This window comes from Acidobacteriota bacterium (genome assembly GCA_016716905.1).
GTDB lineage: Bacteria > Acidobacteriota > Vicinamibacteria > Vicinamibacterales > SCN-69-37 > SYFT01.
Genome location: JADJUS010000004.1, coordinates 961137 through 985825 on the forward strand (window position 1 = coordinate 961137; position 24689 = coordinate 985825).

A 24689-nucleotide genomic window follows, 5' to 3' on the forward strand; every position below is an offset into this window, starting at 1 on the left:
CATGGCCGCTTGCAGCGGGGCGATTTGTGTGTCGATACTGACCACTGTGAATACGCATTCCGCGCCCGTGCCGCAGATCGCCGGTTACCGCACGTTCCTGGCGGTGGTGGCGACCAGTTACTTCACGATGATCGCGCTGCTGCCGTATCGCTGGGGACCACCCGACATGCGGCTGTTGATCCCGGCAAGCCTCGCGTATCTCGTGATGGGCATCTGGGGTTTCGACTACGCCACCCGCGTGCGCCGCCTGCCCGTCTCGATCGCATACCTGTTGATCGAATTTGCGATTGGTATCTACGTCAATCGCATCGCACTCGACGGCACACTGCCCGTGATCCTGTTGCCCATCGCCGCGCAGGCCGTGTGGCTGCTGCCGCGCTGGTGGGCCATCGCAATGTGTGTGCTGGTGATCATTGGTGTGAGTGGCTACCTGAGCTGGGTGCCGACGTGGCCCGACTGGTTCCGAAATCTTGCGATTGCCACTGCGGGCGTCTCCTTCGTCGTGGTGTACGTCAGCGTTGCCGTGCGCGAGCGCGCGGCTCGGGAGCGCATTGAGCTCCTGTCGTCACAAGTCGCTGATCTTGCGGCGGCGAATGAACGCAACCGGCTTGCGCGCGAGATCCACGACACGCTGGGGCACTACCTGACAGTGATCCACATTCAGCTTGAAGCCGCCAAGGCTGTGGCGCCGTCCGATGCCGACAAGGCGACCATGGCGATCAATCGCGCGCAGACACTGGCCAAGGACGGCCTGGCCGCCGTGCGTCAGTCCGTCAAGGCGCTGCGTGACAACACGCCGGTCCAGTCAGTGGCCGATCAGTTGCGTTCGCTCGTGGAAGCCGTGCGGGACGAGTCGTTTGCTGTGACGCTATCAGTGACTGGGGCCGAACGGGCCGTGCGGCCGGCGGTCGCATTAGCCCTGCATCGCGCTGCGCTTGAAGCGATCACCAACGTGCGACGCCATGCACAGGCCAGGCGCGCCGACGTGACCTTGGCGTTTGACGATGACGGACGCGTGTCGCTGACCGTGAAAGACGATGGGATCGGGGCCGAGAAAGCGGAAGGGGGATTCGGCCTGGTGGGACTCCGGGAGCGCGCCGAAGACCTTGGGGGGAGGCTCCTCTGGAAGACCTCGCCCGGCAAAGGGTTTACGTTGACTGTTGAGTTACAGGCATGACGTCGGTTCGCGTCGTCCTCGTGGACGATCAGGCGCTCTTTCGCGAGGGCCTGCGGACATTGCTGTCAACGCGCGCGGACATCGAGGTGGTGGGTGAAGCGGCCGACGGCGCACAGGCCGTGGTGATGGTGGGGCAGACACAGCCCGCCGTGGTGCTGATGGACCTGCAGATGCCGGTGATGGACGGCGTGCAGGCCACCGCGAAGCTGCGTGAACGCTACCCCGAGGTTCGGGTCCTGGTGCTCACGACGTTTGATGACGAGGGCAATGTGTTCGGGGCGCTGCGCGCCGGGGCGGCCGGCTACTTACTCAAGGATGTGTCGCTCGACACGCTGGTCAGCGCGATTCACGCGGCCGCGCGCGGCGAGTGTTTTCTTCAGAGCACGGTGACCGGGACTGTTGTTGATGCGGTCACGCGGATGATGACGGCGGGTCCGACGGCCACCGCCCTTGTGCTGCCACTTTCGCCGCGCGAGCGTGAGATTCTGGCACTCGTATCCACGGGCGCGTCCAACAAGGAGATCGCCGATCGGCTGTGCCTTGCCGAGGGCACGGTCAAGAACCACGTGACGAACATCCTGGTGAAGCTCGACGTGCGCGACCGCACGCAGGCGGCGCTACGGGCGCGGTCCCTCGGCCTGGCCTAGGCCGGCTGAGGTAACCTCTGACCATGAAACACGCCATACGGCTCGTCTCGGCCGCGCTTCTGTGTTCAGCGATCGTGGTCGCACAGGCACCAGCACTTCCCTCCACGCCGCTCGCGTACGGTTTCCTCTCCGCGACGTTCGCGGCCGATGGCACCTTTACCTTGGGTGGGCCAGGTTGGGGAAGTTGGCGGGTGGGTGGAAGGCCGCAAACGGTGAGGCGGAGTTCGCCCTGACCACGCCGCCGAACGGATGCGCTGAGCCTGGCAAGTATCGATACCGCATCGACGGAAAGCAGGTGGCGTTCACGCTGATCAGCGATGCGTGCATGCCGCGCCGCATGATGCTGACCGACAGCCTGTGGCTGCCGGTGGGCGAGAAGGCGACGATTCCGGAACGCCGCATTGTACGAACGGTCGCACCCAAGCTGCCCGTACTGCCAAAGCCCACTTCGGCGGCAGGCAGCCGGCCCTCGTTTCGGGGCGCGCAGGCGATGGGGATTGCCGAAGGCCAGAACCTGCCCGACACCTGGGATGTGAAGGGCGGCCAGAACATCCTGTGGCGAACGCCGGTGGCCGGGCTCGCGCACTCAAGCCCCATCGTGTGGGGCAATACCGTGTTCGTCACGACGGCCGTGAGCAGCAAGGGCGGTGCGACGTTTCGGCCTGGTCTGTATGGCGATGGCGATGCCTCCGACGACCGCTCGCCACAACAGTGGAAGCTGATCGCGATCGACAAGAAGACCGGGGCCATCCGTTGGGAGAAGGTCGCCATCGAGGCGCCGCCCGTCGACAAGCGCCACATCAAGTCCACCTACGCGAGCGGCACCCCGGCGACCGACGGCCGGATCGTGGCCGCGTCGTTTGGATCGATGGGCGTCTTTGCGTTCGACATGGCCGGGAACCTTCGCTGGAAGGTGGACTACGGAAAGATCCATCTGGGTGCCTACGACCTGCCGTCATGGGAATGGGGGCCGGCAAGTTCGCCCATCATCTGGAACGACCTGGTCATCCTGCAGGTGGACACCCACGCCGATTCATTCCTGCTCGCGCTCAAGGCGGACACAGGCGAGACGGTATGGAAAAGCGAGCGCGAGGAACTTCCGTCGTGGGGCACACCGACGGTCGCGACGACGCCGGCGGGACCCGTGCTCGTGACGAACGCGTCAAATTTTGTCCGAGGCTACGATCCGCGGACAGGCAAGGAACTATGGCGCCTCGGCAAGAGTTCAAAAATCACCGCGCCGACACCGATTTTCGCCGACGGCTTGTGGGTGATTGCCAGCGGTCGCGCACCCGAGCGGCCGATCTTTGTCGTCAAACCTGACGCGGCTGGTGATTTGACGTTGCCGGCCGGCGAGACGTCCAACGCGGGCGTGGCGTGGAGCAAAAATGCTCGCGGCCCCTATATGCCAACACCCCTGGCGTACCAGGGCGTGTTGTACGTGCTGGCCAACAACGGCTTGTTCGACGCCATCGACTTGCAGACCGGGAAGGACATTTACCGCCAGCGTCTGCCCAACGTCGGCAACGGCTTCAGCGCGTCACCCGTGGCCGCCGATGGAAAGATCTACCTCTCCAACGAAGACGGCGAGATGCTGGTGGTGGGCGCGGGCCAGACGTTTTCGCATATTGCGACCAACTCCATGGGCGACCTGCTAATGGCCACGCCGGCACTGTCGGAGAGCGTGATGTACGTGCGCACGGCCACGGGCCTGGTCGCGATTGGCCGGAAGTAGGGGGCATGTGCCGGAGACGACGGCGTCACCCCGCACCAGGGCGGACCACCTGCAAACCCAGGTGGGCCTCGAACGGGTCGAAGTCACGGTCGCAGTGGAGCAGTTGATGCCCGCCGCGGATGCAGAACGCGGCGATCAGGCAGTCTACGGTTGAGCGCACCGTCCGACCGCGGGTGCGCAGCGCACGGTACGCCGCCGCCGCGTCGACCGCGAGTTCGACACCGCCACTGCTGAAGAGTTCGAATCGCTTCAGGTGGCCCAGTACCCGCGCGGCCTGCAGGTCGGTTGAGAGTCCCTGCAGGATTTCGCACACCATCAAATCGAGCAGGCCAAATCGCTCGACCGAGAGGCGGGCATCAAACCACTCGGCTTCTGGTGTACTCGTGCCGTTCAGGTAGTCGATCCACACCGTGCTGTCGACGATGACCACGGCTTACCGCGAGGCCACGGCGCGCGCCTGCCGGCTCTTGGCCAGATCCCCCTGCCACTGCACCTTTCCGCGCAACTGGCGCACGGATGCCTGACCGTGGGTCTCAATCAACAGTCGCAACGCGCGCTCCACCACCGCGCGCTTGGTCGGCTCGCCGCTGATTCTGATGGCGTCATCCATCAAGGCGTCGTCAATGTCGATATTGGTTCGCATGGATCCTCGATGTGTAAGGATCGCATTATTGTGTGTAAGCGTCAACTGGTGCATCATGACGACGACGTTGCCATCGTCTGTCGGCAGAATCAATGCCGTGGGTACATCAAAATGACGGGGCCTCGCGCAGGCGTCAGTTCATGCTGCAGGAGCCAGGGCCGCGAGGGTCGCCGCAGGAGCCACAGGCCGACGGCGCACTGGTCGCGCGTGACCGCACCGGCGCTCCGTGCGATACCGCGAACACCGACAGTTGCTTGTCCAGGGCCTCGGACTGACACTCCGGGCACTTCGCCTGACGTGACGCGCTGACGATGGCCTCGAACGGATGCTGGCAGTCTCGGCAGACGTATTCAAAGATGGGCATGGTGTGACCTGTTCACATTGTAGCGTCACCGTTTGCGCGCCGTCCTGGGGCGGTCTTCCAGAGGATCGTGTCGAGGTGCTCTCCAAGAACGCTCGCAGGTTCCGGCTCGAGAACCGTGATCGTGCGGACCGTGGGCACTTGAGCCGCGACCGCGTAAACAGGCGCGTTCTGTCGGAAGCCTCGGACTGTTGGGTTTTCAACAGAGTGTTGCTTTTTCAACATCTTGTCTGTTATGGTCGGGGAACACGACGCAAGTGGGAGGTCCTATGGCCCGTGCACGACCCAAGCTCAGCCGCCGCGAGCAGGAAACGCTCGACATCGTTTATGCCAGTGGCCATGCCACGGCCGTCGAAGTGCGCGAAGCCATGCATGAAGCGCCCACTGATGCTGCGGTGCGCACGACGCTCAGAATTCTGGTGGCGAAGGGGCACCTGCGCATCGAGCAGGATGGTCCGCGGTACGACTACTGGCCCACCGTCGCTCGCGAGGCCGCGCAGCGATCCGAGTTGCAGCATGTGCTGCGGACATTTTTCGGTGGCTCCACTGAAAGCGCCCTGGCGACACTGCTCGACATTCAGCCCGGCGACCTGAGCGACGATGCGCGGCGGCGGATGAAGCGGCTCATTGACAAGGCCGCGAAGGAGGGACGCTGAGATGGGGCTCCTGCTTCTCCTGAAAGTCAGCGTGATCTTGACAGTGACGCTGGTGGCGGCACGACTGCTGCATCGCGCTCCGGCGAGGGCTCGGCACGGACTGTGGAGCCTCGCTTTCGGCAGCCTGTTGCTGTTGGCGCCGCTGGCGGCTCTCCTGCCCGCCCTCTATGTGCCGATGCCGGCCGGCTGGGAATTGGCGCCGCCGGCACCCCACCACATCCACTCTGGTGTCGAGTTCGGTGACGCAGCTTGACGCTCCGGCAAGCGGCTCCGTCTCAACTCAACGGGGTCGTCAACGCTGTTGAACCGTCGAGCGCCCCGCAACCTGCGGTGCGCGCGGGTGGTTGGCCGAGCGTGTCGACGATCCTGTTCGGCGCGTGGCTGGCCGGCATGGTGGCCGCTGCGGCGACGGTGCTCATTGCGTTGTATGGCGTTCGCCGGCTGATTCGCTCGGCACAGACGGTAAGTGATCCGGCGTGGGAAGACGCTGCCATCACGATCGGGACGCAACTCGGCCTGCGACATCCAGTTCCGCTGCTGCTGAGCCCGCGCGTGGGCACACCGATGGCGGGTGGTGCGTGGCGCCCGGCCATCTTCCTGCCGATGGGCGCGGTCTCCTGGAGCACTGAACACCGCGACCTGGTGCTCGCCCATGAACTTGCGCATTTGGCCGGACACGACCCGTTGCGTCATCTGATGACGCGTGCTGCGCTGGCCTGCTATTGGTTCCACCCACTGGCATGGCTGGCTGCGCGCGAAGCGGCCATCGCGCGCGAGCAGGCGTGCGATGAAACCGTGATCGCTCTCGGCGTGCGTCCCTCCGCGTACGCACGCGTATTGCTCGACCTCGCGGAATCCTTATCGGTGCGGCCCGCTGCACGTTTTCTTGGCGCACTGCCGATGGTCCACCCGTCCCATCTGGAGAAACGACTCATGGCGATCTTGAATGTTGACGCTCGTCGATCGGCCAGGCGCTTCCTTGTGGGGCCGGCAGTGGGTGTGGTGCTACTCACGCTTTCAGTGGCCGCCGCGCAACCGTTCGCCACGGTTCAGGAGAGCGCCTTCGACCAGGGTCAGGGAAGGCCCGTTGGCGTCGTCGCAGGTACGCCTCTCGGCGTTGTCGGAGGCGTTCCCTCCGGCATTGTCGAAGGTGTCCCCGTCGGCGTTGTTGGAGGTGTCCCCGTTGGCGTTGTCGAAGGTCTCCCCGTTGGCGTCGTCGCAGGGTTGCCCCTCGGTATGGTTGCAGACGCGCTCGCCGGCGTTACTGAAAGCACCCCCGTCGCCGGCACCCTGGGCGGCCAAGACTCCGCTTGTGCGTCGGAGTCGGGCAGCGGCGGTTTTGTTGGAACCCGATCCTCAGCGGACATTGGCGGCCGGACGGTGGTGACAGACCAGGTGGGCTGGCGCGATGGCGACCGCATCATTCAGCGGTCGTTCGGCGATCTCAGGGTGTGCATGCTGGCCGAGGGCGTGGGAGTCCGCAACACCGCAGAACGGCCCAGCCAGTGGCTGGGCCGCGCGCGCCGGGTCGTGATGGAAGCCCATCGCGGAAGCGCCGTGCAGCGCCTCGAACTCACGGGCTCGCGCACGTCATGGCAGGTGGATGGCTCAACGCGTGATTTCAACCCGGCGGCACAAACGTGGCGTGACCGCATGCTCGCAGTGCTCGACATTACGTGGGAAGTCTCAAGCCTGCGCGGCGAAGATAGCGACCTGCGCGGACAAATTTCAACATTGCAGGGACAGCGCAGTTCTTTGCAGGGCGAGATTTCAGCGTTGGAAGGCGCTGCCAGCACGATGCAGGGTCGCGTTTCTTCGGCCTCCGGTGAGGAAAGCCGTCTGAGCGGCGAGATTTCAGCGATTCGAGCCCACGTCAGCGCGCTCCAGATGAAAATCTACGCCGAGCAGAGCGCGATTTCGAGACTGCGGGTTCGCCCGTACAGAAATCCATTCCAGCCGATCTATTCCGCAGGTGGGGTGAACGAAACGTTGATCGACCAGGTCGATCGGAACCGCCTCGACACGCAGATCGGCAAGGTCGCCGCCGTTCGACAACGCATCGCCGCGCTTGACGTCGATACCCGCGTGGCCGGGATTGAACGTCAAATCCAGCAACTCGACGCCGACCGGCGCGCCAGCCAACTCGAAGGCCGGCTCGATGCCGAACTGGCGCGTCTGACATCAGCGATGTCGGCGATTCGGTAGGGACAGCGCTTTCTTAGGCAGGCGGCGGGAGTCGTGCCCGAAGACCGAGGCGAGAAGCGCCGTCGGTCGAGTGCCTGACACCGCCGCCGACATTTCGACGTAGCGGTGCGAGGAGAAATGGAGGCGGCGGGAGTCGAACCCTAACAACGCGTTTCTTTAACTTGATGATGGCGAAGGACTTCTGGCGACAAGTCTTTGTCCTGCATCACCTTCCACCGACCTGGCTTTCCACCGCCGTCACCGCGAGTCCACCCGAATCGACCTCAGTCTTGGCAACATATTGGCAACGAGGACAGTCATCGCCTCGCTTTGTCACTGCCCGTAGAGGGCTGTTAGGGTGCCATCTCTTTGCTAGTTGAATTACTCAAGTCCCAGCTTTTTCTTCAGGTACGTATTTGCCAGTTGTTTCACAATTTCGATCGGTATGGAACCGCCGTCAGCCTTCACCTTTTGTCTGATGAATTTCCACACGGTATCCGAACGAATCGAATCAATGAACTCGTGGCCACTCCACGTAAGCAGCGGGTCCACATAGCGCGGATAAGCTTGGCCGTGCGGATAGCTCACGCTCGCTTGGACATAGCCAGCACCACAAAGAAGCTGCATGTGAAAGGCCACCAGCGCCGGACTTTCATCCGGCATCTCGAAATCGCCCGTCGTCGGAGGCAGGGGGACTCCTCGACGGCCATCAGCATTCGCCGCACGAGTTCCATGTCGCGTTTCACGGCTCCCTCCGGACCTACTTGTCGAGCCCAAACTTCTGTTTCAGGTAGCCGTCGGCCAACTGCTTGAGAAGCTCAAATGGTGCCGAGCCCCCGTGCTCAGCGACTTTGGCCTTGACCTGGGCCCAGACTGTATCGTTGCGCGTTGCCTCGAGGAATTCATGCCCTCTCCATGTGAGCCGCTGGGGGCAGGATCTTGCGGTAACCGATGCCCATCGTGGTGACATCGGTCCCCTCTACGTAACCGGCATTGACCAGCATTTGCACGTGACCGTAGACCGTGGCCTCGTCAACACCGTCGATGGCGACCTCTTCGAAGTTGAATTCGTCCGTCTTGTCTTCGACCCAAAGGAGCACGTTCCGAATCAAGTCCATGTCGCGTTTCATGGGGCAGCAGTCCTTTTGTAAAACGGTGGCGATCGCCACCTCTAGGGAATACTACTCTCGCGAGTCGAGGTAGCGTGGAAAGTCCGCACCGCGCCTCCCGTTCATTGGGCCAACCAATGAGACTCGTCGTCGGCTGTCGCTGGACGCGATCCAATGATGCTGCCAGAGTCTGTGCTCCCTGACCTTCTCGGCCAACTGGGGACCATTTGAGGGTTCGCACCGCGTTTCGAGAGTGTCGGGCCACCCCGGTCAGTAGCGCGTTCGGGAGTGTTGAGCGATTGGAGGTGAAGTCGGCGGTGAGCGATGTCCGCATAGCGAAGGTCATCACGAAGATTTCTCTTTGCGAGCGGCTGCACTGGGCACGCCTGCTGTACCCGTGCCGTTCCAAGAGCTTGGGCGGAACAGACCGCCGATGACGTCGTACGCGACGTGACTGCTTCCTCCGCATTTGACTGGAAGCGAACGTTGGTGCTTCGATCCGCTCAGAGATCGAATCTCAGAGTTTCTCAGACGCTGAAGCAGTCGCTTCCCGTCGACACGCGTCTTCGGCCCTGAGCCGATCCCTCATTTCCTGTGTCACAGGATAAGGCGTGTCGGCCGGCCATGTGCCCTTGATGTGTATGGCTTCCTCGACCAGGCCAGCAAGAATGTCCGTACTCGCCAGCCACGATCGTAGGGCCTCGCCAACCAAGTCCAGACCCGTTGCGAGAGCGTTAACCGCCAATGTCATTGCGCCGTGTTCTCTGTCTTCGTTGCGCTCTGTGAAGTGAGCAACGGCCGCGTGATGTCGCTCGGTGTAAAGCAGCATCATCCCGTGGCTGTTGGGATGGCAGAACTCCGACAGGCGATCATAGAAACCCATGAACATCTCGCCGTCTTTTATCTTGGAAGAAAGCTGCTTGATAATGGTCAGCACGTTTACAGATTCGATCTCGGGGAAGATACGCAGGTCCTTCGACTTTGAACCGTAGAGAGTCCGTCCAATGAACGTGTGGAGATCGGCAAATGCTTCCAGATCGTTGGCGTTGACCGCCACCTCCACTCGGCGCATCGACTCGTAAAGCAAACAGCCGGTCTCGAAAACGCCACGGACCAACAGACAACTGCTTACAACGCTTCGGCTGTTCATCTCGCGTATTGAAGATTCACCCAGTTCAACGGCTCGATATACCCCACAGTGCATGATCTCCCCAAGTTGGCTTGGTAGCTGAGACACCGGAGAGAGGAGGTAGCCGTCCATCTCTTTCGCTCGAGCCTTTGCCAGCCGGTCGAGTGATTCCTCCACTGATGAACAAGGGCTGCTATCGCCGTGTCGCGCTTTGAACTCTTCCGCGAACAATTCCATGATTCATAATATCGGCCCAAGGCCGGAGGGAAACGACGTCGTATTCTTGTCAAGCATGGCCGGACCCCCAGAGAAGGATCGCTATCACTTCACGCCAATTCATTACCTCAAGAAGCTCACTGGCCCCGATGGCGTCTTGCACGTTCTCTCCATGGCGAAGGCAAGTTGGTAGGAAGGAGCGGAAGGTGAGGCGTTCGAACAGAAAACCGATCAAACCGCTGAAGAATGCAAAGCCAACCCATGGCTATTGCCCCGTCTTGTCCCATCTCCGACGGTGACAACAGTTCAGGTCTTCTTGAGATGTGGAAATCTGTCCACGAGTTCCTTGAGGACCGTGTAAGGACGCATTTCTCCCGGACCAACCCCTGATTCTGCGATTCGCCTCGCACGGCACAAGCTTTTCATCACGTCGCCCTTTGCCTGCGCCTTGAAATCCCAGTTCTGCCGACTCACCAGCAAGTCCGCAGCCTGAAGCCCGACCGACACCGCGTCGGTGCTCGTCACTATTGTCCCCAGCATCGCTTTCTGCGCGGATGACAGATCCGGCCGGATTTCTTGATCGAGTATCTCGATGGATTCCGCGACCTCGCGGTCCTCACCATCGAATACGAGGTTCACTGGACCCGGCAATCCCCGCTCGTTGCGGTCCTGCATCACGGCCTGAGCGAGTGCGTGAAAGCACGTGTAAAAAGGCTTGTTCAGAAGTCGCCTGCCCTGTTCTTTCGTTAGCGTGATGTTCTTGAAGATGTTCCGGAAACTCTGGTGATGGAGGTGTACAAAGTACCCGTCGATGTCGTGGGTTTCTATGACACCGATCAGGTCATCAAGCATCGCAGCTCGCGATTCTGCTGATAGAACGTCGTACGGTGTGGCGAGTGCCATCACGTCGGAATGGTGAAAGCTTGCCACTCCATATTTCGCAAGAACGGCGTTCCACGCGGTTGTGAAGCTGGTCCAGGTCTCGTCACTTGCGACCCAGCCACCTAATACAAAGGCTGGTCCGTGATTCGCTTCTTTCGCCGCTTCGTCGAAGTATCCGGTACACCGCACCATTTTATCTGCGTGTGAGATACGTGTATTTCAGGCGAGGTTTCGGTCGCTTTTGTCGGGACTACCCGGCGTGTCGGCCAAGCCCGCACCTGCACATCGGTCGAGGCCCCAGCCGCCAATTCCGCTAGTGCCCTGGTTGTGTTCAGCGCAATAGTCCCCAGCACCTGACCAACAATCGTCGAAGTTCTGGCGGTAGTGTCCGGTGGTCTAGGCACCGGCGGCCCGCATTCTCGCTTTGTGCTAGACCCAAGCCGATCCGTGAAACGTGCGGTTCTTCGGCGCGCCGCCGCGTTCGGAGTGTCCGGGCCACGCTCCGGGCCGAGTTGGCCATGCGGACGATGGGACTTGATGGGCAGATCCATCCATCAACGGCTTTCGTCTTCCGCAACGACTCCGGCGAGCGCGTCGTCTCGATCAGAACCGCGTGCGCAGCGCAGCCGCGGTCAGCGGCCGCGCCACGTGATCGGAGAGAGGCGTCGAAGCGCCGAACGAGTGCGCGTGTAGGGAGCCTGAGGGCGAAGCCCTCAGACCAATGTTGGTGCGGAAGGGGGGACTCGAACCCCCACGATGTTGCTACCGCCAGCCCCTCAAGCTGTCAGCAACGCGGATCGGAACAGATCCTGACGTGATTCCACGGGCGCAACCGGATCTTGGCAAGCCGGCTGAGCGCGCGTCGGACGGAACTATTGGCACAAAGTGGCACACCGTGGGGGCAGCCGATCGTAGGCAGCAAGCGCATCGCGTGCCGCGGGTGCAGGGAACCGTGCGGTTCCTGCCGCCTGATGCCACCAGCTATAGCGTGCGGGATGTGGTGCGGACGCTGCTGGCGTAAACGAGGGCAACAGCGTTCAGCCCGCACGGCCGCCCAAACATTGCGCTGGCGCAAAGACGCGGCGTCCCCCAAGAGAGAGACTTCGGTCATGACAATCCGCGGGCTCTCCGTCGCTCTGCCCACCATCGTCGCGGCCTGCGCCGTCGTCGTGTCGGCACAGGTGCCGCGCGTCATCAACCTCACGGGGAACGACTCGTTGCATTACTCGCCGACCACCATCACTGCCACACCCGGCGAAACCATCACCGTGGTCCTGCGGACGATCAGCATGCAGCCCGCCGCGCAGATGGCGCACAACTTCGTGATTCTCAAGCCCGGGGCCAACGTGGATCAGTTCACCATGTTGGCCGGGATGGCGCGCGACCACGACTTCATTCCGCCAAAGCTGAAGGACCAGATCCTGGTCGCCACACCCATGGCGGCCGCCAATGAAGTGGCCAAAGCGACGTTCACCGCGCCCACTACGCCAGGTACCTACGTGTACTTCTGCACCTACCCTGCTCACTACAGTGGTGGGATGAAGGGCACGCTGGTCGTGAAGTATGACCGCCGTCATACGGGCTGCTCGAACACAGGCGTAACCTCACCGCCGAGGTGTCCCATGAGTCACGCGGATTCCGAGCGGTTACTGGTCCTGATGGACCACATCATCACCACCCATCATGACCACGTGAGACGGGCGATTCCCGACATAACGCGCCGGCTGCGGTCCCTGTCGGCGGCGGCCGGTCCGGAGCGAGCGGAACTGCCGGTGGCCTGAAGACGTTTGAGCACTTGGCCCTGCCACTGCTTTCTCACCTCGACAAGGAGGAACACCTCTTGTTTCCGTACATCAAGGAAATGGTTGTCGCTGCAGCGGAAGGTCGGCAGATGCCGACAGGACCGTTCGGCTCCGTCGTTCACCCGCTTCGGATGATGGAGGAGGAACATGAGTCGGCTTCGGAAGACTTGCTGATTCTGGATGAGTTGACCCGCCACTACACACCACCCCCGTCACCGGTTCCTGGGCTAGCGGACGCGTATGCCGCGTTGAAACGTTTTGATGCTGACCTCCGTGAGCACATCAGGAAAGAGGACCACGATCTCTTTCCTGCGACGCTCGACCTTGAAGGCCGTTTCATGTAGAGTTCGACTCCCATGGAGAGACCAACCTTGGAGGGTATGGCGACGATTCCGCTGTTCAAGCGGGTGACGCCTGCCGATTTGTCCCAACTGGCGGCGGTCTCGTTTTTGTCGCACTACGACCGGGGCAAACCGATTTTTGAGGAAGGGGATCCTTCCGACTACTTCTACGTCGTGGTGTCGGGGCGGGCGAAGGTGTTCAAACGGGCGCCAAACGGCCAGCTCAGGATTCTCGAAATTTTTGGTCCCGGGGGGCTGCTTGGCGCGGTGGCTGCATACGAGTTGCGCCCGTACCCTGCTGCCGCCGCGGCGATGGAGCAGACCACCTGCCTGTTGCTGCCTCGTCCGGAGTTTTTTGCCTTGCTTGAAGCACGTCCAACACTCGTGCGTGGGCTGCTTGGCAGTCTGTCGATTCGACTCATGGAACTGACCGCCCGACTCTCCGAACTGACTGGCGGGCGGGTGGAGTCCCGATTCGCGCGGCTGTTTTTGAAACTCGCCGAACAGATGGGGCGGCCCGATCGGGGAGGTCTTTTTGTGCCCATGGTGCTGTCACGCCAGGAGCTCGCCGATCTCACCGGCACCACCGTCGAAACCTGCATCCGCATCATGAGCCGCTGGAGCAAGGACCAGATTCTGCAGACCGACAAGGACGGCTTCGTCATTCTCGACCGCCCGGCACTGGGCGCCCTCGCCGAACAAAGCTATTGAGTCACAGGTCCGCGCGCCGGAGCCGAGCTGCGGCGATGCCGAGTGGGAGGACCGTCCAGGCTACGAGCGAGGCCACCAGGGTGAGGGCCGCACCCGTCGTCCCGCCCGTCATCCGCAGGAAGGCGAGCGACGCGGCACCAAAAGCGGTCGTGCCTTCGACGGTGAGCAGAGTGCCCGTCCTGACGGCATCCACAGGGTTCACGATCGCCGTGACCATCAGCAGCCTCGACGCCGTGCCTGATCGCAGCAACGACGCGGCCCCCAGCGCCGCCACGTCAAACAGGATCACGGCGACGAACCAGAACACCAACGCGACAGCGAGGTGATGGGCGCGGCGCAGACTCGTCGACCCGGCTGTGATGGCGGCCGCGACGGCGAGGAACACCACGGTCAGCACACACGAACCTGCCACCACACCGAGGAATCCAAACACGCCGTCACTGCCTGCGCGCTGGAAGATCAGCAGCCCTGCGGCGCCGAAGCCAACGATCTGCGCGGCCAACAGTGCCAGACACAGTCCCGCAAGTTGGCCGAACAACACGACCGTGCGCGGAACCGGCTGGGAATACAGCAGCTGCGCGGCGCCCGGCTCCGGCGTCAGCGCCATCACGCCGAGCACAAGAGCCGTGAGCGGCACCAGCAGCAGGACCAACTCGACCAACGACGCCGCCGTTCGGGAAAAGTCCTGCGTTCCGCTGCCGCCACTCAACACATACCCGGATGTCGCCACTGTAAACGCCAGCGCGGCAAAGACCACCGTGAATGTCTGGGTCCACCGCGACCGGACCGCGATGCGCAGTTCCTGCTGGGCGCACAACGTAAAGGCCATCACCGCTCCTGCCTGCTGCGCCAGGTGGCCGGCACCACGTCGTTGATTGGCACTGGCGTGGCGCCTGTCAGCACGCCGTCCGCGTCCTTCGAGTTCGTCGTCGCATGCGCAACCAGATGCGACGCCATCGGTGTGGCCACCTCGGGTGGACGGGTGTAGACCGCCGCGTCGGCCCGGACCCACGCTCGCGTGTGATGGTCCATCACAAAGATGACGCCACCCTCAGGCCCCGGAGTTGTGGATGTGAGATACGAATGCAGACATCCGAGGTCGTCGAAGAACTTGGGCAGCTCGCCCGGCACCAGGAGCTGCGATGCAAACTCCGGCTGCGACACGGTCATCCGGCAGAACGCGCAGGACGCCTGCCCCACCGCGAGCGGCTCCGGCTTCACCTCACTGCGAGCGCACCCAGCACCCAGCACGAAAGCACCCAGCACCAGCACCGAGCACCGCGCACGCAAGCATCCTGCACTACTCATGATGTTCCCCCACCAGTTCCCGATAGAACGCATCGAGCCGCCCCTCTTCGGCGGACCACCCACGAATGGTCACGCCGCAGTTCCGCAACGCGTCAAGCACCGCCAGCCGGACATCAGCGGTGCCGGGCACGATGACCTGGTCGGCCGAGGTCACAACGCCCGGTGCGAGCGCTCGCACTCGCGCCAGCACCTCATCGTCGATCGCGCCCACAGTCACCTTCATCACGCCGCGATCGGCCAGCTCGGTGGTCAGTTCACGTGCCGTCAGCGACGCCACCAGGCGTCCACGGACCATGACCAGAAAACGATCGGCCAGTCGTTCGACATCGCCCATCTGATGTGAGCTGAAGAACACGGTCTGCCCGTCGCTGCGGCGCGCCTCGATGACGGCATAAAACGCGCTGGTGCCGTCTGGATCGAGCGCAGCCGTCGGTTCATCGAGCAAGAGGATGGGTGCCTGCGCAGCCATCGCGACCGCGAGGCCGAGCCGCTGCGTCATCCCACCGGAGTACGTGCCGACCGCGCGGTTGCTTGACCCGTTCAGGCCAGTGAGCGCCAGCACGTCCTGCAGACGATCGGCACCGCGGCCCCGAAGCTTGCAGTAGAACTCGGCCACTTCGCGGCCCGTCAGTGACTCGGGAAAGTTCACGCGCTGCGGCAGGAAGGAACAGACCCGCCGCGCCTCGGCCTCGAGCGACGATCGCCCAGGGTCCCCGAGCAGGACGCGGCCTGAGGTCGGACGTATGAGTCCGGCCGCGGCCTTGATGCTCGTGGTTTTGCCCGACCCGTTTGGCCCGAGCAGCGCGACCACCTCGCCGGCCGCGATCGTGACGCTGAACTCGCGCACCGCCGTGACAGCGCCATAGGTCTTGGCGAATCCTTCGTACGTGATCACCGGCGCCTCCCGACGTGAAACACCGCCAGCCCGGCGATCACGCCGAGGGCCGAGACCGCGAGTCCCGCCAACGTCGTAGCCCGATCGGGTTCCGGCATCGCCGGGATCGCGCCGCGGCCGGGCGCATACCTGAGCGGACGGGCGTCTGACACATCGATTTGCCTCAGCACCGGAAACGTGGTCTCCGCCCTGGCCAGCACTCGCGCCCCAATCCCCTGTGCAAACAGGTCGGCGGCCACCAGATTTCCGCGAAGATGATCAAACACGTTCGACAGGCGATAGGGCCGATCGCGCACGCCGTCGCCGTCCAAATCCGGTTCGTCGAACTCCGACCAGTAGTTGCCGTCGAAGACCGTGTCTGTGCGCCGCCCGACCAGGCGCAACGGGGCGAGGTTACCGACGAACGTGTTGTCTTCGAACCGGCTGCCCTGCGACGACGCGTAGACGACGACGGCGACATCGGAAGCGGCGACGAGATTGCGACGAAAGACGTGCCGTACCGCACCGTCGATGAAGAATCCACGTTCGTTGTCTGCCACCAGATTGTCCTCAGCGACCACGTCTTCGCAGTCCTTGAGCAGCAGGCCGACGGACGCAAATCCGCGGTTGTGCAGGAAGCGGTTTCTTGCGAATGACACCCGACGCGAGTACATCAGCGCGGCGCCGGCCGCGCCATGGGCAAAAGTGTTGTCCTCGAACCGGTTGTCGTTCGAGTTCATATAGTGCAACCCGTACCGGACATCCCGGACCTCGTTGCCCGTGATCACGCCGTGGTGGGACGACTGGATATAGAAGCCGTCACGGGAAAACCGCACGCGGATGTTCTCCAGCGTGAAGCGCTGGGTGTTCCAGACGTGCACGCCCGAGCCTTGCTCCCCGGGCAACCGGCCCTCGATGCCCGTAATCTCGCACCCGTCCACCCGCGCATCGTCGGCCTCGCGCAGGTAGATGCCGAACAGGGACCGGACGATCGTGCAGTCGCGGATCACGACATGTTTGGCGGCGACATGAATGCCCGAGGTGTCCCGCGCCAGGTTACCGCCCAGCCGGCCGTCGATGGCAAATCCCTCGATCGTCACGTGATCCGCCCGGACCCGGATCACGCTGCCGTTCCCCGAACCGACCAGACGCGGCCGACCATGGCCGACGAGGTGGACGGAAGTGTGGATGAACAGATCTCCCGCGTAGGTGCCGGCCTCAACATCGATGCGGTCACCGGCCCGCGCCGCGTCGATTCGGTCCTGCAATGGCGACCGGTCGGCCGGCGACGGCTGTCCCTCCAGCGTGCCGACCGCCACCGTCATGTCCGGAACGGCCGGCTGCTGGATCGCCAATGCCACCACGAGGAGCAGGGGCGTCATGTCACCGACTCAGGCTCAGGCCGGCTGCGCCAGGCGAGGACCAGGGCCATGAGCACCAGCAGGCCGGCTGCAGCCATCAGGTAGGTTCCGGCCTGCGGATACGAATACACGTCGAAGTTCGCGATCGTCTTGTGCCCGAACATCGGAGGCGTGAAGCCCGGTACTTTGACCGCGGCCGTCGGCGCAAGATCGTGACCGTACCGGTAGAGCTTGTAGCCGAACGACCAGATCGAGAAGCCACCGAAGTAGAAGAACATCACTGCGCCGTCCACCAATTCCTTCACCGTGCCAAACACCACCGCGCGGAGGAACAGCAGCGCCAACCCCCCGATCGCGAAGGGCATCCACTTGAACTCGGTGAAGTCCTCGACGGCCAGATCACGCATGCCGATGTAGTGGTTGAGGAGGTTAATCTCCTTCAAGTCCTGCCCGTTGTTGCCCCCCACGAGGGCGTTGGCGTGGATGTCGAGTCGCAGCGCATCCGGATACTGCGGCGCAAACATCGTCAAATTCCAGAGCGGAAACATCAGAGCGACGACGACGCATACGGCGGCAAGGAGGAAGCAGGCGCGCGGCGCCGCGCCGACGGGTTGATGGAGACGACGGGCGGTGCGTTCAAGACGGGTCATGGTTTACCCAACGAGCTCGGAGGCGATTTTTCACAGAATCGCCTCCGAGCTCATCTATTAGCGAGGTTTCACGATCAGGTAGCTCTGCATCTCCTGATGCAGGGCCGAACAGAAGTTCGTGCAGTAATACGGGAACACGCCCTTCTTCGCCGTGAAGGTCACGGTCTTGGTTTCGCCGGGATCGACCACGATATTGATGTTGTAGTCGAGCAGCCCGAAACCGTGGAGTTCGTCCGTGGTCTGCTCGATGTTCGTGAGCGCCACGGTGACGATGTCGCCCTCCTGCACTTCGAAGTTCATCGGCGTGAACGTCGACCGGACGGCCACCATCTTGATGGTCACACGGTTGCCCTGGCGGGTGACGCCGGTGTCCTTGACGTCCCAGATCGCCAGCGGGTGTTTGTTCTCTTCCTTCGGATACACCTCGATGGGCTTGACCTTGTCGGCCTTGATCATCTGCGCGTAGTGCGGCTCCGGCTCGGTGAAGGCGTCATACAGCAGCTTCATTTTTTCCTCGCCGATATCGATGAGCTGCGACGATTCGGGCTGTGACGGCCCGACATTGAGGTGTCGTCCGTGGGACAACTTGTTCAGGGACACGAGATACCCGCCGTCCGGGCTCACCGTGTCGCCTTCCGCCGCTGAGAGGTGGCCCACCGCGTAGGACACGGGCACCTTGTCGATGACTTTCCATTCGCCGATGCGCCATGAGGCGATCGCGCTGTCCACGAACAATGACGTATACGCCATGCCGTCGGGACCAAACTGTGTGTGGAGCGGGCCGAGACCGACCTCGACTTCGGCGTCCATGATCGATTCGTACTTGAGGACCGGAATGCCGTCTTCCTCACCCTCGAAGTCCTTGTTGCGAATCGCCGTCTGCACCTTCTCGAAGTTGAAGGCCGTGGTCACGCCCTGGAGCTTGCCCGAGCCGATGATGTACTTGCCGTCGGGTGAGACGTCGACGCCGTGGGGTGACTTGCCGCAGGGCAGCAGATACACTAAGCCGGGAACCTTCTTGGGATCCAGCACGCGGACGCCGCCGATCATGTCGCCCTGGCCGGCCGCCGCGGCCTTGGCCGCCGCGCGCCAGTCCACCGCGGCGATGTAGTCCCGGTCGCGCTGACTCGCAACGACCTCGAGATTGCCGGTCGCCCGTTCCGCGTTGTAGGCCGTCAGGAACATCCAGCCGTCGGAGGCCAGCTTGCCGGCGTCACCGATGTCATAGTCAAAGGGCGGCATCATGATCTGGAAGCCCATGTCCATGTTGCCGGTCTTCGGGTCCACGGCCAACGCACCAATCACACCCTTGTAGTCGCTGGCGTATTTGTCGATGGGCGCGTACGTCCCCTTCGGAATGGGCACCGAAAACCTCGAGGCATACATCACGTACTCGCTGTTGGGTGTGATGAACGACGACCCGTGGTTACCAGACACGTTCGGGATCGGTCCGTAGATCTGCTTGGTCTTGAAGTCGCGCAGGTCGATCCGCGCGACACGGCCGTTCATCTCGTTGATGAACAGCCAGCGGCCGTCGTAGTCGCCATTGGTCTCCGACAACGCAGGGTGGTGCGCATCGCCCCAGGTGAGCCCCCCCAGCATCGCCTTCGACTCATCGTCGAACCCGTACCCGGTCGCCGGGTACGGCGTGAAGACGGGAATGGTCGACAGGTGGCGCATCGAGGGCACGCCATAGACATACACGTTGCCGGAATGGCCTCCAGAGGCAAAGAAGTAGTACTCATCGAGATCGCCGGGAGCGACGTACGTCTTCTCCGCGGCAATCGCCGCGTCGGACGTGCCGGCGCCGCCGCGACGGCTGGTGGGCGGTTCACTGGGGGAACACGCCGTGTATCCGATCAACAGCAAAGTGATAACGCCCAGCGCTAACCCTCTGCCTGCCTGCCTGACTCGTAGCTTCCACATACTCATCGCTCCTTCTCCGCCTGTTGCTTCTGATAGAGGGCAAACGCTTCACGCAATTTCTGAACCGCGATGGCTTTCTGTTCCGGGGTGAGAATGATCTGGCGCGACAACACGACCGACATCGTGCCGGTGGGTTCACGCAGGAAGTCGTCGATGGTGCGGCCGAACCGCGACTGCACGTCCTCAACCGCGTTCGACAGGTCGGGACCAATCTGGGCCGGTGCCCTCACGCCGTAGACCTGAATCGAATGGCAGGTCGCGCAGCCGGTTTCGACAAACCACGCGCCGGGCCCTGTGCGCATCCGTTCCTCTTCTGCCGCCTGCTCGGGCGTCGGGACGTCGGAACGCGGCGCGCCCGCCAGATACGCCGCCGGAATGTGCGACGGCTTCCACGACAGCACCAACATCGCAAGCGCCTGTGCTTGCGCGGTGTTGAAGCCGAAGGTCGGCATGGTCGAGTCGGTGGACACGGCTTTGGGATCCTTGAAGTGCGCCACATGCCACGCGAACGCGGTCTTCTGACCGGACAGGCGCGAGTAGTCGTACTGCTCAGGCGCCTTCTCGCCGACGCGCGTCAGGTCCGGACCGATACGGCCCCCACGGTTGTTGATCACGTGACAGGCGCGGCACCCTTTTTCATCCACAAGCCGCTTGGCCATGTTGATGGCATCAGCGCCCTTCGTCTCGCGGTCATACCGGTGACAACTGTTGCAATTCATCTGGATGAGCGCGCCCTTGTTGCCCGAGAGCGAGTAGTCCTCTCCGAGTGCGCGGCTGAGCAACGGCTCCTCCCAGTGCGCAATCTCGCCATGGGCTTCGAGCACGTCCACGGCCCACCCCTGCCCGCCGTGACACGCCGTGCATCCGAACTTCTCGATCGGATGCCCTTTCAGGGGTTCGAGTGGATGGGTACGGAACGGTTCCTCGGCCGTCTCGAACCCCTTCCACGACACCGCCTGATGGCAGGTGATGCAACGATCAGCGCGGCCCAGGTCGGCCACCCAGATTTGCTGCAGCCCGGTCGTCACTGCGGCGGCCCGCTCCTCGCCGAACTTCTGCGCGACCTGGTCCTTGAAGGCCGACTGGTAATAGCGCCAGTCGTGGTCCCGGTCGCTCGCAAAGAAGAGCGCGCAGGAAAGAACGAGCAACACACCGATGATGGCCAGCGTGAGGCGATCGATGCGGGGAAACGGAGAATTCGTGCGTTGTTCCATGGCTCAAATCCTCGACGGCAGGCTCGGCCAGGTTTCCCACGGCCAGAAGAACTCCCAATACGGTCCGCGCATCTCCATGCCGATGTAGGTCAGCAGCAGAATCGCCACCATCACTGCAATAAACACGAGGTTCTGCGTACGACGCGCGGGCGGGAACCATTCGCCCGTGGCCTGACGCGGACTCCGGTCGAGCCACGGCCACACCGTCAAGAGGCCGACAAGCAGGCCCGGGAGAATCACGCCGCCGATGAACGCGCCGTTGATGGTGAAACTGCCGAGATGGATCGTCGTGTCGGTGACGATTTCCTGCAGCCAGAGGAAGTACCAGGGCGCCTTCGCGGGATTCGGCGTGATGAGGGGGTTCGCCGGTTCTTCGAGAGGCGACGCAATGAACACCGACAGGATGCTGATCAGCGCGATCGTGCCGAGCGTGGCAATCATCGCCCGCCGCGCAAGGTCAGGCACCGCGTTCACGGTGGTGTCGGCGGCGGTGAGCGTCTTCGCGGTGACCGTCGGCGCAGTGCCCCGCGCCACCCCCAGCAGCGTGTAGGTCTTGGTCGGCGTCGGTGCGACGTCCCTGGGCGTCTCCAGCAGTTCCTCACGATCCGCCCGCGCCAGACCACCGTCTTTGCGCACCCGCCACATGTGGTACCCGAACAGCGCGGCCACAGCGCCAGGCAACACCACGATGTGCAGGACGTAAAACCGAATCAGCGTGGCTTGTTCGATCTCGCGGCCGCCGATCAACAACTCGCGCATAGAGGGCCCCACCCACGGAATCGCCGACGCGATGTTGGTGCCGACCGTCACGGCCCAGAACGCCAACTGGTCCCACGGCAGCAAATATCCGGTAAAGGACAGGAACAACGTCAGAAGCAGCAGGACGACGCCGATCACCCAGTTCCATTCGCGATGCTGGTTGCGGCCCACGCCGTTTTTGTACGCGCCGGTGAAGAACACTCGCGCCAGGTGCAGCATCACCGTGATCACCATGCCGTGCGCGGCCACGCGGTGCACGGACCGGAGCCACCGGCCGTACGAGACCACGTACTCAATGTCCTTGACGGACTGATACGCCCGCTCCACCGACGGCACATACAGGAACAGGAGCGGCAAGCCCGACAGGGTCAACAGCAGGAACAACGCCGCCGTGATCGTGCCGAGCCAGAACGAATACGTCCACGCCATCGAGGCCTTCGACACTTTCGCCGGCATCGCGTGCAGGAGGAAGTTTGACGTGATCGCGTCACCGGCATCGCGATCGGAGCGGGGACGGATGCTCCAGAACCGGCGAGGCCGCACGCCGGGGGCTTCAGGATGTTGCAAGGGTGTCGCCATGGATCACACCGTCAAGCGAAAATCACGGCCGACTTCCTCGGCCAGGTCGACCACGAGTTGCCCGTCGTCAGCCGCGACCGACAGCCGGTACCACGACAGTGGTTTCGGCGCGGGCCCTGATGTGTTGGTGCCATCACCGGTGTAGTGGGACCCGTGACACGGACAACTGAACTGGTGCGTCAGGCGCAGCGGTGATCCCCCCACCTCTACCGTCTCCGGTTTGGGCAACGCCTCGGCCCGCACCGTGCATCCCAGATGTGTGCAGACCGCCGACACGGCGTGGAATGTGTTGCCGTTGCGGAAGATAAACAGTCGCTCGTCTGCGAGGAACTTCAGCCCATCGGGAAACTCGGCCGGCGGACCAAGCTTCACCGTCGTCGGCGCGTCGTACGACACGTTGGGCGCCAGTGACCGTAACGAGGCCACGCCCTGCGCCCCGAGCGCACAGACTCCGGCGCCAGTGCCGAGTGTGATCAGGAAATCGCGACGATTCGTACTCATGAAACCTCCGCCCAACTGTCAGTGATCGAAAAACGTTCCATCGTCATCGCCCCGGTGGGGCACCGGATGGCGCACAACCCGCACCGAATGCACCGGTCGTCATCCTTGACCAGCGCTGTGAGCGGCAGTGGCGTCTCGCCCACGCGGGCGGCGACGGCCTCGCGCTCGCCCTCCGGCAGCGCGACCTCCTCCAGCGGCACAAAGGCCAGGCAGTACTCCGGACAGATATCCACGCAGCGATTGCAGAGGACGCATAGTTCGGGGTCGTAGATGGTCTGCACGTGACAGACCAGGCACCGGGCGGCCTGCTCCCTGGCAGCCTCAGGACCGTAGCCGGTCTCCACCTCGGCAATACCCGTGCGACGACCGATGTCGAGGGTTGGGGCGGCGGCGCGGTCGAGGTGCTCAAAGCCGGCCGCCATCTGATAGGTCGACGTCGGCAACGCCTCGATGGCCAGATGTGTTTCGATGCGCGCCTGCTGATGCGTCAGGAACTGGTGCATCGATCGCGCGGCCAGTTTGCCGTTGGCGACCGCCTGGATGAGATTTCGGGGACCAAACGCGACATCGCCGCCCGCGAATATGCCGGGAGCACTGGTGGCCAGTGTGACCGGATCGACGCGAATGGTCCCCGAAGGTTGAAGGTCAACACCGTCGGCCTGCGCCAGGAATGCGAGGTCAGGTTGTTGCCCAATCGCCAGAATGCAGGCGTCGGTATTCACGACGACGACATCGTCGTCGTCATACACCGGCGCAAAGCGGCCAGTGTCGTCAAAGACCGAGTGGACCGCGCGAAGTTCGACGGCCGTGAGTCGGCCGTCGGTGCCGACGAAGCGGCGCGGTCCGCGACGGGTGAGAAAGCGGACGCCTTCCTTCTGCGCCTCCTCGAACTCGTCGTGGCCCTGCATCGTGCGCAGCACCGGCATTTCATCGAAGTGCTCAAGCGACACCATCGTGACTTCGCCTGCGCCACCGCGCAGCGCAGCGCGGGCCGAGTCGATAGCCTCCTTGGCCCGGGCATCGGCCGCGCCCTCGAGGGCGTCGAGATCGGCCTCATGGCTCACACGCAATGCCGTGCGGGCGGCGTCAAACGCCACAAAGCCGCCACCGATGACCACGACCCGGCGGCCGAGGTCCATCCGGAAACCGCGATTCACATTCAACAGGTAGTCCACGGCCTTGACCACGCCGTCCAGTTCGACGCCCGGCGCCTGCAGGTCGCGACCGCGCGAGACGCCGACTGAGAGGAAGACGGAAACGAACCCTTCCGCCTTGAGATGCGAGAGGCCAAAATCGGCCGACAACGGAGTGCGGAGTTTGAGCGTGACGCCGAGGGCGAGAATTTTGTCGATCTCCGCGCGAAGCAAGCTGCGGGAGAGCCGGTATTCGGGGATGCCGTACCGCATCATGCCGCCGGGCTCATCTCCTGCCTCGAACACGGTGACCTGATGGCCGAGCAGCGCCAGGTCGTGGGCGGCGGAAAGACCTGCGGGCCCAGCACCGATTACGGCCACCTTCCGGCCTGGGGCAGGTCCGGCTGATTAGATCTGTGACCCCAGTGGCAACTGGTCGATGTAGCGATTGCCGTCATGCACGCCGTACGGCCGCAGTTCGTCCTGGGTATCCGGACGCACGGACTCGGCACCGTACTGTTCCGTCACGTACCGCTTCAGCGCACGAATTGACACCGGCGCGTCAATCGCCCCCCGCCGGCACGCGTCTTCACACGGCGCAGCGCACACGCGCCCGCAGACCGACGCAAACGGGTTCGGGGCACGGGCGACAAGGAAGGCCTCCTTGTCGTGCCCGTCGGCGATCAGCTGGACGTAGCGGCCGGCATCGGTCTGCACAGGGCACGCCGTCTGGCATTTGACTTGTCCCTTCCAGTGCGCGAGGTCGGGGAAACGGGCGTGGATGGCCATGA

Annotated in this window: 27 protein-coding genes and 1 pseudogene; 10 read left to right on the forward strand and 18 right to left on the reverse strand. The window is 63.2% G+C overall.

Annotated elements, in window-relative coordinates; genetic code table 11:
• Positions 1-46: 46 nt before the first annotated feature.
• The 3 genes from IPL75_08185 to IPL75_08195 all read left to right on the forward strand — a co-directional run bounded on the left by IPL75_08185 (position 47) and on the right by IPL75_08195 (position 3559).
• The gene (locus IPL75_08185; GenBank protein MBK9240238.1) at positions 47-1177 is read left to right on the forward strand and encodes a sensor histidine kinase; all 1131 of its coding nucleotides are present in this window, start codon (positions 47-49) and stop codon (positions 1175-1177) included.
• Positions 1174-1824: a response regulator transcription factor gene (locus IPL75_08190; GenBank protein MBK9240239.1), complete on the forward strand. Its 651-nt coding sequence runs from the start codon at positions 1174-1176 to the stop codon at positions 1822-1824. The genes IPL75_08185 and IPL75_08190 overlap by 4 nt, the downstream gene beginning before the upstream one ends.
• 175 nt (positions 1825-1999) lie before the next feature.
• Positions 2000-3559, forward strand: coding sequence for a PQQ-binding-like beta-propeller repeat protein (locus IPL75_08195; GenBank protein ID MBK9240240.1), 1560 nt, complete (start codon positions 2000-2002; stop codon positions 3557-3559).
• Between the two features lie 25 nt (positions 3560-3584).
• On the opposite strand, the gene IPL75_08200 is transcribed toward IPL75_08195, so the two are convergent.
• The 3 genes from IPL75_08200 to IPL75_08210 form a co-directional block, all read right to left on the reverse strand.
• Positions 3585-3989, reverse strand: a complete 405-nt coding sequence (locus IPL75_08200) for a PIN domain-containing protein (GenBank protein ID MBK9240241.1) — start codon at positions 3987-3989, stop codon at positions 3585-3587.
• Positions 3990-3992: 3 nt separating this feature from the next.
• Entirely contained in the window at positions 3993-4202 is a 210-nt protein-coding gene (locus tag IPL75_08205) for a type II toxin-antitoxin system VapB family antitoxin (protein MBK9240242.1), read from the reverse strand.
• 133 nt (positions 4203-4335) lie between these two features.
• A complete protein-coding gene (locus IPL75_08210) occupies positions 4336-4566 on the reverse strand; it encodes a zinc ribbon domain-containing protein (GenBank protein MBK9240243.1) in 231 nt (76 codons plus the stop codon).
• A 266-nt stretch (positions 4567-4832) separates the two neighbouring features.
• On the opposite strand from IPL75_08210, the gene IPL75_08215 reads away from it, so the two are divergent.
• From IPL75_08215 to IPL75_08225, 3 genes are read left to right on the forward strand one after another with little or no spacing between them, the layout of a single operon-like run.
• Positions 4833-5219: a BlaI/MecI/CopY family transcriptional regulator gene (locus tag IPL75_08215; protein ID MBK9240244.1), complete on the forward strand. Its 387-nt coding sequence runs from the start codon at positions 4833-4835 to the stop codon at positions 5217-5219.
• Between the two features lies 1 nt (position 5220).
• Positions 5221-5472: a hypothetical protein gene (locus IPL75_08220; protein ID MBK9240245.1), complete on the forward strand. Its 252-nt coding sequence runs from the start codon at positions 5221-5223 to the stop codon at positions 5470-5472.
• Complete coding sequence (locus IPL75_08225; GenBank protein MBK9240246.1) at positions 5469-7424, forward strand: hypothetical protein; 1956 nt, start codon at positions 5469-5471, stop codon at positions 7422-7424. The genes IPL75_08220 and IPL75_08225 overlap by 4 nt, the downstream gene beginning before the upstream one ends.
• A 360-nt stretch (positions 7425-7784) precedes the next feature.
• Here the strand turns inward: IPL75_08225 and IPL75_08230 are convergent, their stop codons facing one another.
• From IPL75_08230 to IPL75_08250, 5 genes are all read right to left on the reverse strand, one after another.
• The gene (locus tag IPL75_08230; protein MBK9240247.1) at positions 7785-8066 is read right to left on the reverse strand and encodes a DUF2513 domain-containing protein; all 282 of its coding nucleotides are present in this window, start codon (positions 8064-8066) and stop codon (positions 7785-7787) included.
• Positions 8067-8163: 97 nt separating this feature from the next.
• Positions 8164-8373: a DUF2513 domain-containing protein gene (locus IPL75_08235; protein MBK9240248.1), complete on the reverse strand. Its 210-nt coding sequence runs from the start codon at positions 8371-8373 to the stop codon at positions 8164-8166.
• Complete coding sequence (locus IPL75_08240; GenBank protein ID MBK9240249.1) at positions 8306-8503, reverse strand: hypothetical protein; 198 nt, start codon at positions 8501-8503, stop codon at positions 8306-8308. Before IPL75_08240 ends, IPL75_08235 begins: the two co-directional genes overlap by 68 nt.
• A 526-nt stretch (positions 8504-9029) precedes the next feature.
• Positions 9030-9878 (reverse strand): hypothetical protein, encoded by an 849-nt coding sequence (locus IPL75_08245; GenBank protein MBK9240250.1) that lies wholly within the window; start codon positions 9876-9878, stop codon positions 9030-9032.
• 285 nt (positions 9879-10163) lie between these two features.
• The gene (locus IPL75_08250; protein MBK9240251.1) at positions 10164-10931 is read right to left on the reverse strand and encodes a DUF3800 domain-containing protein; all 768 of its coding nucleotides are present in this window, start codon (positions 10929-10931) and stop codon (positions 10164-10166) included.
• 622 nt (positions 10932-11553) lie between these two features.
• Between IPL75_08250 and IPL75_08255 the strand changes: the two genes are divergently transcribed.
• From IPL75_08255 to IPL75_08270, 4 genes are all read left to right on the forward strand, one after another.
• Positions 11554-11760, forward strand: coding sequence for a hypothetical protein (locus IPL75_08255; protein ID MBK9240252.1), 207 nt, complete (start codon positions 11554-11556; stop codon positions 11758-11760).
• An 88-nt stretch (positions 11761-11848) separates the two neighbouring features.
• On the forward strand, positions 11849-12520 hold the full coding sequence (locus IPL75_08260) for a hypothetical protein (GenBank protein ID MBK9240253.1): 672 nt from the start codon (positions 11849-11851) through the stop codon (positions 12518-12520).
• Between the two features lie 14 nt (positions 12521-12534).
• Complete coding sequence (locus tag IPL75_08265) at positions 12535-12885, forward strand: hemerythrin domain-containing protein (protein MBK9240254.1); 351 nt, start codon at positions 12535-12537, stop codon at positions 12883-12885.
• Between the two features lie 12 nt (positions 12886-12897).
• A complete protein-coding gene (locus IPL75_08270; protein MBK9240255.1) occupies positions 12898-13593 on the forward strand; it encodes a Crp/Fnr family transcriptional regulator in 696 nt (231 codons plus the stop codon).
• Between the two features lies 1 nt (position 13594).
• Here the strand turns inward: IPL75_08270 and IPL75_08275 are convergent, their stop codons facing one another.
• From IPL75_08275 to IPL75_08320, 10 genes and pseudogenes are all read right to left on the reverse strand, one after another.
• Positions 13595-14422, reverse strand: a complete 828-nt coding sequence (locus tag IPL75_08275) for an ABC transporter permease subunit (GenBank protein ID MBK9240256.1) — start codon at positions 14420-14422, stop codon at positions 13595-13597.
• Positions 14422-14901: a hypothetical protein gene (locus IPL75_08280; GenBank protein ID MBK9240257.1), complete on the reverse strand. Its 480-nt coding sequence runs from the start codon at positions 14899-14901 to the stop codon at positions 14422-14424. The genes IPL75_08275 and IPL75_08280 overlap by 1 nt, the downstream gene beginning before the upstream one ends.
• Positions 14894-15796, reverse strand: a complete 903-nt coding sequence (locus IPL75_08285) for an ABC transporter ATP-binding protein (protein MBK9240258.1) — start codon at positions 15794-15796, stop codon at positions 14894-14896. Before IPL75_08285 ends, IPL75_08280 begins: the two co-directional genes overlap by 8 nt.
• Positions 15793-17157 carry a nitrous oxide reductase family maturation protein NosD gene (nosD, locus tag IPL75_08290; GenBank protein ID MBK9240259.1) on the reverse strand — a complete coding sequence of 455 codons (1365 nt, stop codon included), beginning with the start codon at positions 17155-17157 and terminating at the stop codon, positions 15793-15795. Before nosD ends, IPL75_08285 begins: the two co-directional genes overlap by 4 nt.
• Positions 17154-17786, reverse strand: a complete 633-nt coding sequence (locus IPL75_08295) for a hypothetical protein (GenBank protein ID MBK9240260.1) — start codon at positions 17784-17786, stop codon at positions 17154-17156. The genes nosD and IPL75_08295 overlap by 4 nt, the downstream gene beginning before the upstream one ends.
• Before the next feature lie 57 nt (positions 17787-17843).
• Entirely contained in the window at positions 17844-19718 is a 1875-nt protein-coding gene (gene nosZ, locus IPL75_08300; GenBank protein MBK9240261.1) for a Sec-dependent nitrous-oxide reductase, read from the reverse strand.
• Positions 19715-20926 carry a c-type cytochrome gene (locus IPL75_08305; protein ID MBK9240262.1) on the reverse strand — a complete coding sequence of 404 codons (1212 nt, stop codon included), beginning with the start codon at positions 20924-20926 and terminating at the stop codon, positions 19715-19717. The genes nosZ and IPL75_08305 overlap by 4 nt, the downstream gene beginning before the upstream one ends.
• A 3-nt stretch (positions 20927-20929) precedes the next feature.
• Positions 20930-22264 carry a cytochrome b N-terminal domain-containing protein gene (locus IPL75_08310; GenBank protein MBK9240263.1) on the reverse strand — a complete coding sequence of 445 codons (1335 nt, stop codon included), beginning with the start codon at positions 22262-22264 and terminating at the stop codon, positions 20930-20932.
• Between the two features lie 3 nt (positions 22265-22267).
• The gene (locus IPL75_08315) at positions 22268-22765 is read right to left on the reverse strand and encodes a Rieske 2Fe-2S domain-containing protein (GenBank protein ID MBK9240264.1); all 498 of its coding nucleotides are present in this window, start codon (positions 22763-22765) and stop codon (positions 22268-22270) included.
• A pseudogene (locus tag IPL75_08320) lies at positions 22762-24687 on the reverse strand (FAD-dependent oxidoreductase). The gene IPL75_08315 and the pseudogene IPL75_08320 overlap by 4 nt, the downstream one beginning before the upstream one ends.
• Positions 24688-24689 lie beyond the last annotated feature (2 nt).

Excerpts from the sequence above, each read along its gene's own strand:
- IPL75_08305 (MBK9240262.1), bottom strand. The coding sequence starts at position 20,926 with ATGGAACAACGCACGAATTCTCCGTTTCCCCGCATCGATCGCCTCACG.
- nosD (MBK9240259.1), bottom strand. The coding sequence starts at position 17,157 with ATGACGCCCCTGCTCCTCGTGGTGGCATTGGCGATCCAGCAGCCGGCC.
- IPL75_08190 (MBK9240239.1), top strand. The coding sequence starts at position 1,174 with ATGACGTCGGTTCGCGTCGTCCTCGTGGACGATCAGGCGCTCTTTCGC.
- IPL75_08230 (MBK9240247.1), bottom strand. The coding sequence starts at position 8,066 with ATGCCGGATGAAAGTCCGGCGCTGGTGGCCTTTCACATGCAGCTTCTT.
- IPL75_08310 (MBK9240263.1), bottom strand. The coding sequence starts at position 22,264 with ATGGCGACACCCTTGCAACATCCTGAAGCCCCCGGCGTGCGGCCTCGC.
- IPL75_08245 (MBK9240250.1), bottom strand. The coding sequence starts at position 9,878 with ATGGAATTGTTCGCGGAAGAGTTCAAAGCGCGACACGGCGATAGCAGC.
- IPL75_08315 (MBK9240264.1), bottom strand. The coding sequence starts at position 22,765 with ATGAGTACGAATCGTCGCGATTTCCTGATCACACTCGGCACTGGCGCC.
- IPL75_08260 (MBK9240253.1), top strand. The coding sequence starts at position 11,849 with ATGACAATCCGCGGGCTCTCCGTCGCTCTGCCCACCATCGTCGCGGCC.
- nosZ (MBK9240261.1), bottom strand. The coding sequence starts at position 19,718 with ATGAGTATGTGGAAGCTACGAGTCAGGCAGGCAGGCAGAGGGTTAGCG.
- IPL75_08250 (MBK9240251.1), bottom strand. The coding sequence starts at position 10,931 with ATGGTGCGGTGTACCGGATACTTCGACGAAGCGGCGAAAGAAGCGAAT.
- IPL75_08295 (MBK9240260.1), bottom strand. The coding sequence starts at position 17,786 with ATGACCCGTCTTGAACGCACCGCCCGTCGTCTCCATCAACCCGTCGGC.
- IPL75_08210 (MBK9240243.1), bottom strand. The coding sequence starts at position 4,566 with ATGCCCATCTTTGAATACGTCTGCCGAGACTGCCAGCATCCGTTCGAG.
- IPL75_08235 (MBK9240248.1), bottom strand. The coding sequence starts at position 8,373 with ATGTCACCACGATGGGCATCGGTTACCGCAAGATCCTGCCCCCAGCGG.
- IPL75_08275 (MBK9240256.1), bottom strand. The coding sequence starts at position 14,422 with ATGGCCTTTACGTTGTGCGCCCAGCAGGAACTGCGCATCGCGGTCCGG.
- IPL75_08215 (MBK9240244.1), top strand. The coding sequence starts at position 4,833 with ATGGCCCGTGCACGACCCAAGCTCAGCCGCCGCGAGCAGGAAACGCTC.
- IPL75_08280 (MBK9240257.1), bottom strand. The coding sequence starts at position 14,901 with ATGAGTAGTGCAGGATGCTTGCGTGCGCGGTGCTCGGTGCTGGTGCTG.
- IPL75_08270 (MBK9240255.1), top strand. The coding sequence starts at position 12,898 with ATGGAGAGACCAACCTTGGAGGGTATGGCGACGATTCCGCTGTTCAAG.
- IPL75_08220 (MBK9240245.1), top strand. The coding sequence starts at position 5,221 with ATGGGGCTCCTGCTTCTCCTGAAAGTCAGCGTGATCTTGACAGTGACG.
- IPL75_08205 (MBK9240242.1), bottom strand. The coding sequence starts at position 4,202 with ATGCGAACCAATATCGACATTGACGACGCCTTGATGGATGACGCCATC.